Below are 7678 nucleotides of genomic sequence, written 5' to 3' on the forward strand. Positions count from 1 at the left end.
TGGGCGGCTACACCTACGCCGGAGACAACCCCTCCACCAGCAGCGATCCCTCGGGGCTGATGCAGTACTGCCTCGACATGTGCGCAGGCGAGGCTGGCTCCGGTGGCGGTGGCGCCGCGAGTACCGTCACGTCCAGCGGTGACTCCACCCCCCAGAACAGTGGCGAGCACCTCCTCACGACCGTCGGCGACGCGGTCTCCCAGACGCTCGACAGTGCAGGCAAGGACCACTTCTGGTACTCCTGGTGGGCGTCGTTCTCCGAGGCGCACCTCCACGCAACGCACGGCGAATTTCAGCACATTGACGATCAGGCAGTGCTTATAGCTAGTGCCCTCGTAGACCCTGCAACGGGCGAAACAATCTTTGAATCCGCTCTCGGCCTCGTGAAGTCCGGAGGCCGCGGACTCAAGCAATTGTTCCGGACTGGTGGTGACGCGGCGACCAGCACCAGCGCCGCCACGGCAGCCCTCGACAATGCAGCCACCTCGGAAAGCCTGCTGGCCGACGAAGCCGACATGGTCGCCGCCAAACGCGCCAACAACGAGGCCGTCGCCAAGGCCCGCGCCAGCAGCGCCAAGACCACAACCCCCGATACCCCCGCAACCGGCACCAAGACGACTCCAGCCCCGAAGGACGACGGCTCAACGACTGACACATCCGGTTGCACAGGGTGTAAGTGCAGCTTTTCGCCTGACACGCAAGTTCTCCTGGCCAACGGCAAGACCACGGCTATCGGTGCGCTTAAGCCCGGAGATGAGGTCGAATCTGCAGATCCGACCACCGGCAAGGATCGGGGCGGGCGCAAAGTCCAGCATGTCTGGATCAACCACGACGCAGACCTCCTCAATGTCGCCGTCAACGACGGACGCGGACACACCTCCGTCATCCGCACCACCGCCAACCACCCCTTCTGGGACGACACCAGTCACACGTGGCTCCGCGCTGACCACCTGAAGGCCGGCCACAAGCTCGCCAGCACCCACGGCCAGCACCCAACCGTCGTTAATATCAACGCCACACCTGGCGCGGCGTACCGGTGGAACCTGACCGTCCAGCAGCTTCACACGTACTATGTGATGGCCGGATCTGTTCCGATCTTGGTCCATAACACGAAGGGCTGCGAAGCAGATCCGACGTGGGGTGGGAGCGTACAATTTGCGGGGCCGGACGCTTTGGGGCGCCCCCAGGGCATGTCCGCCGCCGTAAGTCGCCCAATGATTGGGGAAGGTACTCCGGCAGACGCTGGCATTCGTCCGCCCGGATTCACCGGCGGGCGTCCGATTGGAGATCAGGCGCGTGGTCACTTGCTTGGCAGACAGCTCGGTGGCTCTGGTGATATTCCAGAGAATTTGGTAACGCTTCTTCAGAATCCCGTGAATACTCCCATCATGAGCGGCTTTGAGAGGCAAGTTCGACTAGCCGTAGAAGGTGGCCAATTCGTCCAATACTCGGTCACTCCTATATATGAGGGAAGTGATCTAGTTCCGCGAGCCGTAACCCTTTCGGCGTATGGCAATGGAGACTTCAGTCTAAATGTCACAATTTTGAATGGGAGGTAGCATGAGCATCGACGAACTAGCGTCTGTCGCGTCGCCTCCCCTAGGCGTCCAGCCTGGTGAAGTCGACTGGCGGTCTGTCGAGCACCTGATTGGCTGCGCCTTGCCCGCTGACTATAAGGAGATGGTCCAGCGATACGGCCCCGGATGCTTCTCGCAGTTTATTCACGTGTATCAGCCGTCGAGTGAACTGCGGGCCATTGATCTCCCTACTCAAGTTGACGAGTCGTTGTGGGCGCTCAGGTATCTGAGAGATGTGGGTGAGCCAATGCCGTATCGGCTCGACGATCCAGCGGAAGTGCTCGCTTTCGGCCGAACGGACAACGGAGACCTTCTCTTTTGGAGGCGCATTGACCTCGACGCTCCCGACACATGGACCGTCCTTGTGAAGGAACCTCGGGGTGAAGAGTGGTTCGAATTCCCTGGTGACATGTCGGGATTCTTGGCCAAGGTCCTGGATCGTACAATCTCTGTGCCTATTTTTCCACGACGATTCCCGTCAATGGCACCAATCTTCGAGTCTTACTAGAAGCCGGGGTGGTTTGACGGCAACGCTGACGCTCAGGCCGCAGTGTTAGGGTGACGGGCTACGGGGGTTCGAGGGTGAGGCCGGTTTCGGCGATGAAGCCGTCGAGGACGGTGGTGTCGGCCCGGAGGTGACGTAGTCGGCCCTTTACCAGGTTGGCCAGTTCGTCGATCCGGTGCGGGGCGAGGTTGGCGAGGCTTCTTCGGAAATGAGCCCAGACGCCTTCGGCCGGGTTCAGTTCCGGGCGGCAGGGCGGAAGCTTGTGTACGGTGAGTCAGTCGGTGTTCCGGTCGCAGAACTCGCGGAACCGCAGCGCGTGGTGCGTGCTGGCGTTGTCCCAGAGCAGGATGATGGGCGCGTTGAGACGCCGATGGGTGCCGGTGAGCAGGGCGGCGAACTCGCGTGCGCGGAAGTCCTTCTTCTCGCCGGTACGGCCGCGGTAGACCTGGGTTCGGTAGATCAACCGGGATGGACGCCCCGGCTTGCAGCACACCAGGCCGGCCATCAGGACGCGGCCCGAACCCTTCCCGGTCACCTTGATGACGGGGGTGCGCCCGCGCGGGGCCTAGGTCCGCTCCTGGCGGGCCGCAGGTCTTGCGCGGCTTCGTCCTCGAACGCTATCCACGCGCCGAGGACGGCCGCCGTCCTCTTATGGACGAGCGCTCTGCCCGCCATGTCGCCACCGCCTCCTCGTCCCGCTCGGCCGCCCGCAGCACCGGTACCTGCGGTGACCAGCCGATCCGGTGCAGTAGATAGGACACACCCCGCGGCGTGTACGCGACCTGGAACAGCCTGTCGATCAACTCAGCCATCCGGGGCAGAGTCCAGCGCTGATCCTCGGCGCAGCCGTGCGCCACCGGTCCCGCCGTCAGCTCCCGCTTCAGCGCCGCGAGCTGATCGTCGTCGAGCTGACACCGGCTGCCGCTCGACCCCTTCGACGCCGGCGTGCCCTCACCTCCGGCGCGTCACAGCGCCTGCCAGGCGTAGGCCGACTTCCGCGACACCTCCAGCGCGCGGGCCACCTCCGTTCGGACCGGACCGAGTTCCGTCCGTCGTTTGTAGTACCGCGGTACCACCCGATCCGGAATGATCAGCCCTGGGTACGACGGTTCCGGTGACCACGGATCCTAGCGTTGCTGACAACGCTGCCGGACCGATCCGGCGGCCGGAGCCAAGGGACGCACGCGATGATCGTGGCGCAGCAGCTGACCAAGCGGTACGGGGAGAAGACGGCGGTGGACCGTCTCGACTTCACCGTCAAGCCTGGAACAGTCACCGGCTTCCTGGGCCCGAACGGCGCGGGCAAGTCCACCACGATGCGCATGATCGTCGGCCTGGACGCCCCGAGCAGTGGCTCGGTCACCGTCAACGGCCGCCGCTACGCCGAGCACTCCGCCCCGCTGCAGGAGGTGGGCGCGCTGCTCGAGGCGAAGTCCATCCACCCCGGGCGCTCCGCGTTCAACCACCTCAACACGCTGGCGCTGACGCACGGCATCCCGCGCAGTCGGGTGGACGAGGTCGTCGAGTTGACCGGTCTGCAGTCGGTGGCGAAGAAGCGCGCCGGCGCCTTCTCGCTGGGCATGGGCCAGCGCCTCGGCATTGCCGCCGCGCTGCTCGGCGACCCGGCCACGATCATGCTGGACGAGCCGGTCAACGGTCTCGACCCGGAGGGCGTGCTGTGGATCCGCCACCTGCTCACCGGGCTCGCCGAGGAGGGCCGCACGGTCTTCGTCTCCTCGCACCTGATGAGTGAGATGGCCCTGGTCGCGGACCACCTGATCATCGTCGGGCGGGGCCGCCTGCTCGCCGACACCACCGTCCGGGACCTGATCCGCCAGTCCGGCGGCGACACGGTCAAGGTCGCCAGCTCCGACCCCGCGCGGCTGCGCGAGGTACTGGCCGGCTCGGGCGTGGAAATCACCGGGCGCTCCGGTTCCGAGGAACTGCTGGTCACCGGCATGGAGGCGCGCTCGATCGGGCTCAAGGCGGCCGAGCACAACATCGCGCTCTTCGAGCTCAGCACCAAGGGCGTCTCGCTGGAGGAGGCCTTCATGGAGCTGACCCGGGACGACGTGGAGTACCACGGTCTGACCACCGTCGGCGGCCCGGCCGCGACCGTTGAGAGCGTCGAGACCGCCAAGTCCGACGAGACCGCTGTGACCGCAGGGAGCGCCGTATGAGCACTGCAACCGTGACCCCGGCCGCCCCCGCGCGCGCCGAGCGTCCTGTCTACAAGGTCACCGCCGCGCGCGTGCTGCGCTCGGAGTGGGCCAAGTTCTGGTCGCTGCGCTCCAGCTGGATCACCCTCGGCCTGGCGCTGGTCTTCATCCTCTTCTTCGGCCTGCTGCGTGCCAACCGTTACGCGGCGGACGTCACCTCCGGTCACCACATGGACCCGGACGTGCTGGGCGCCAACGCGGTCAGCCTGTCACTCTTCGGGCTGAACTTCGGCCAGCTGGCCCTCGGTGTCCTGGGCGTGCTGGTCACCGCGGGCGAGTACTCGACCGGGATGATCCGCTCGACTCTGGCGTCCGTCCCGCGCCGACTGCCGGTGCTGTGGTCCAAGGCTGCGGTGTTTGGCGTGGTCGCGCTGGTCATCGGGTGGATCGGGGCGTTCGCGGCCTTCGCCTTCGGCAGCGGCATCGTCTCCGGCACCAAGGCGGCGCTGACGTTCTCCGACGCCGGCGTGCTGCGTGCGCTGTTCATGTCCGGGCTGTACCTGGCGCTGATCGGCGTGTGCGGAGTAGCGCTTGGTTCGCTGCTGCGCTCGGTGGCCGGCGGTATCGCGGTCCTGGTCGGCATCCTGATGCTGGTGCCCGGCCTGGTCTCGCTGCTGCCCACGACCTGGCAGAACAACGTAAGCGAGTACCTGCCCAGTCACGCGGGTGACTCGATGTACGCGCTGCACCAGGGCGCGAACACGCTCTCGCCCGGCATGGGCCTGCTGGTCCTGGCCGGCTGGACGGCGCTGGCGCTGGGCGGCGCGGCGTACCGGTTGGTGCGCAGCGACGCCTGAGGCGCACCATGGGCAGCGACAGGGCGGCGCGGCGGCACCCGCCCCGACTGATGACAAGGTGACACTGGCGTGACGACGACGACCGAGGATCCGATCTGGGGGCACCCCCTGGTCGCCCGGCTGCTGCGGATATCGCGGCGGCTGCGGCAGGCCGACCGGGACCGCCCCTGGCTGCTGGACATCTCGGTCGTCGTCGGCGTGTATCTGGTGTTCGGCCTGCCCGACCTGCTGCGCGGTGACGGCCGGCTCGCGGAACTGGTCCGCCACTCGGGGTTGCCGCTGCTCGCGGTGCTGGCCCTGCAACTGGGCCTGGTGCTGCCGCTGCTCTGGCGGCGGCGGGCCCCCACCGTTGTCTTCGCGGCGGTGGCGGCGGTGTTTGTGGTGCAGTGGGGGCTCAACGTCTGGCTGCGCGCCGACATCGCGCTCTACCTGGCCCTCTACAGCGTCGCGCGGCACGACCGGCTACGGCGGCTGCCCTGGGTCGGCGCGGCGACGGTGGCGGCGCTGCTGCTCGTGGTCGCACGGGTGTCGGTGATGGTGTCCTCACTGGTCGCGCTCTTCTTCCTGTGCGCGGCGGCGACGGCGGCGGCCGCGCTGGGCCTGGCGTTCCGGATCGGAGTGGCCTATCTGGAGGCGCTGCGGGAGCGGGCGGACAGGCTGGAGGTCGAGCGCGACCAGCGCAGCCGGCTCGCCGCCGCCGCAGAGCGGGCCCGGGTGGCCCGCGAGATGCACGACATCATCGGCCACAACCTGTCGGTGATCATCGGCCTGGCCGACGGCGGCGCCTACGCCGTGGACGTGGCGCCGCAGCGCAGCAAGGAGGCGCTGCAGTTGATCGCCGGCACCGGCCGCCAGGCGCTGGGCGAGCTGCGCCGGATGCTCGGCGTGCTGCGCGAGGAGCGTGCGGACTCGATCGAGCTCAACCCTCAGCCGGGTGTCGCCGACCTGGACGCGCTCTGCGCGCGGGTGCGCGCGGCCGGGCCCGAGGTGACCTACCGCAGCGTGGGCGACGTGGACGCGCTGGCCCCCGGGCTGCAGTTGACCGTGTACCGGATCGCCCAGGAGGCGCTCACCAACACCCTTAAGCACGCCGGGACCGACACCAGGGTGCAGCTGACCCTGTCCGTCGAGGACGGCGAGATCCGGGTCCGGGTCGAGGACAGCGGCCGGGCCGACGGCCGCGCCGCGAGGCAGGTGGCGGAGGGCTCGGGGCAGGGCATTGCCGGGATGCGCGAGCGGGCCGCCCTCTACGGCGGCTGGGTGACGGCGGGTCACCGTTCGGGTGGCGGATGGATTGTCGAGGCCGGTCTTGAGCCGGCCCCGCTGGAGAGTGAGCTGACATGACCACCGTACTGATCGTGGACGACCAGCCACTGCAGCGGCTCGGCTTCCGGATGCTGCTGGAGAGCGCACCCGACATGGAGGTGCTCGGGGAGGCGCAGAACGGCGCCCAGGCCGTCCGAGAGGTCGCCGAGCTGCGTCCCGACGTGGTGCTGATGGACATCCGGATGCCCGGCATGGACGGGATCGAGGCCACCGGGCAGATCGTCGCGGCCGGGGGCCGGTCGCGGGTGCTTGTGCTGACCACCTTCGACCTGGACGAGTACGCTCACGCCGCGCTTCGGGCCGGGGCTAGCGGCTTCCTGCTCAAGGACGCGCGACCGGAGGAACTGCTGGCCGGGATCCGTGCGGTGGCCTCCGGCGACGCCGTGATCGCGCCCGGTCTCACCCGGCGGCTGCTCGACTCATACGCGCACCGGCTCCCGGCCCGCCCTGTCGATCCCGACCCGGCGACCCATCCCCGGCTGCGGGCGCTGACCGAGCGCGAGCACGAGATCCTGGTCGCCATCGGCCGGGGCTGGAGCAACGGCGAGATCGCCGAACGGCTGGTGCTCTCCGAATCCACCGTCAAGACCCACGTTGGCCGGGTGCTCTCGAAGATCGGCGCCCGGGACCGCATCCAGGCCGTGATCATCGCCTACGACCTCGGCCTGGCCCGCCCCGGCGGCTGAACCGAGCGGCTGCCGAACCGACCGCCGGGCTCCGAGCCGACTCCTTGGGAAGCGCTGCGCATCTGGCTGACCATGCTCCGATGAACTTGCTCAGTGGGACCACCCCACGTCGCGAGCAGGCCAGCAGCACAAATTGCCTGGTCAACAGCATTGCAGATGCCCCGCTGTTCGGAGGAAAGGCCAGCCTCTACGAGTTCTGGCGCAACCCTGAGGTCGCCGAGGACGAGGATCTCTTGTCCCCTGGGTGGGACGGACCGGCGGCGGGTGATCCTCCGGTGCACGCGCGGAAGCGGGACGGTTAGGAGATCTTCGGTCGGGCCCAGGATGGCGTGCTGGGCTACTACAGGATCACGGGGGAGGCGCGTCGAGCGGGGTCGGGGCCGTTCATTCGGGCCCTGAACGGTCCTGCTCGCCACCCCTGGTCGTTCGTGGGTCAACAAAATGGGGAGCGTGGGGGGGTGCCCCGAACCTCCACCACGCCCGAGAACAAGGTCCAGATCTACACCTGCAACAGCTGGATCTCCCAGCAGTGGACCATGGCCACCGATGGCACCGTCCAGCTCACCGG

8 protein-coding genes are annotated in these 7678 nt (G+C 67.9%); 6 read left to right on the forward strand and 2 right to left on the reverse strand.

The window, feature by feature from the left end; genetic code table 11:
• On the forward strand, positions 1-1559 hold a 1559-nt coding region (locus ABIA32_RS33345; RefSeq protein ID WP_370103601.1), incomplete at its 5' end, for a polymorphic toxin-type HINT domain-containing protein.
• Position 1560: 1 nt separating this feature from the next.
• A complete protein-coding gene (locus ABIA32_RS33350) occupies positions 1561-2085 on the forward strand; it encodes an SMI1/KNR4 family protein (RefSeq protein ID WP_370103603.1) in 525 nt (174 codons plus the stop codon).
• 271 nt (positions 2086-2356) lie between these two features.
• On the opposite strand, the gene ABIA32_RS33355 is transcribed toward ABIA32_RS33350, so the two are convergent.
• Both ABIA32_RS33355 and ABIA32_RS33360 read right to left on the reverse strand, forming a co-directional pair.
• The gene (locus ABIA32_RS33355; RefSeq protein ID WP_370103605.1) at positions 2357-2617 is read right to left on the reverse strand and encodes a hypothetical protein; all 261 of its coding nucleotides are present in this window, start codon (positions 2615-2617) and stop codon (positions 2357-2359) included.
• An 82-nt stretch (positions 2618-2699) separates the two neighbouring features.
• Entirely contained in the window at positions 2700-2939 is a 240-nt protein-coding gene (locus ABIA32_RS33360; RefSeq protein WP_370103607.1) for a winged helix-turn-helix domain-containing protein, read from the reverse strand.
• A gap of 330 nt (positions 2940-3269) precedes the next feature.
• On the opposite strand from ABIA32_RS33360, the gene ABIA32_RS33365 reads away from it, so the two are divergent.
• The 4 genes from ABIA32_RS33365 to ABIA32_RS33380 all read left to right on the forward strand — a co-directional run bounded on the left by ABIA32_RS33365 (position 3270) and on the right by ABIA32_RS33380 (position 7110).
• Positions 3270-4262, forward strand: coding sequence for an ATP-binding cassette domain-containing protein (locus ABIA32_RS33365; RefSeq protein WP_370103609.1), 993 nt, complete (start codon positions 3270-3272; stop codon positions 4260-4262).
• Positions 4259-5098 (forward strand): ABC transporter permease, encoded by an 840-nt coding sequence (locus ABIA32_RS33370; protein ID WP_370103611.1) that lies wholly within the window; start codon positions 4259-4261, stop codon positions 5096-5098. The genes ABIA32_RS33365 and ABIA32_RS33370 overlap by 4 nt, the downstream gene beginning before the upstream one ends.
• A 69-nt stretch (positions 5099-5167) precedes the next feature.
• A complete protein-coding gene (locus ABIA32_RS33375) occupies positions 5168-6442 on the forward strand; it encodes a sensor histidine kinase (protein WP_370103613.1) in 1275 nt (424 codons plus the stop codon).
• Entirely contained in the window at positions 6439-7110 is a 672-nt protein-coding gene (locus ABIA32_RS33380) for a response regulator (protein WP_370103615.1), read from the forward strand. The genes ABIA32_RS33375 and ABIA32_RS33380 overlap by 4 nt, the downstream gene beginning before the upstream one ends.
• The last annotated feature ends 568 nt before the right edge of the window (positions 7111-7678 follow it).

This window comes from Streptacidiphilus sp. MAP12-20 (assembly GCF_041262525.1).
Lineage (GTDB): Bacteria > Actinomycetota > Actinomycetes > Streptomycetales > Streptomycetaceae > Streptacidiphilus.

Bases quoted from the DNA above. Each gene is read 5' to 3' on its own strand.
- ABIA32_RS33350 (WP_370103603.1), top strand. From the start codon at position 1,561: ATGAGCATCGACGAACTAGCGTCTGTCGCGTCGCCTCCCCTAGGCGTC.
- ABIA32_RS33365 (WP_370103609.1), top strand. From the start codon at position 3,270: ATGATCGTGGCGCAGCAGCTGACCAAGCGGTACGGGGAGAAGACGGCG.
- ABIA32_RS33370 (WP_370103611.1), top strand. From the start codon at position 4,259: ATGAGCACTGCAACCGTGACCCCGGCCGCCCCCGCGCGCGCCGAGCGT.
- ABIA32_RS33380 (WP_370103615.1), top strand. From the start codon at position 6,439: ATGACCACCGTACTGATCGTGGACGACCAGCCACTGCAGCGGCTCGGC.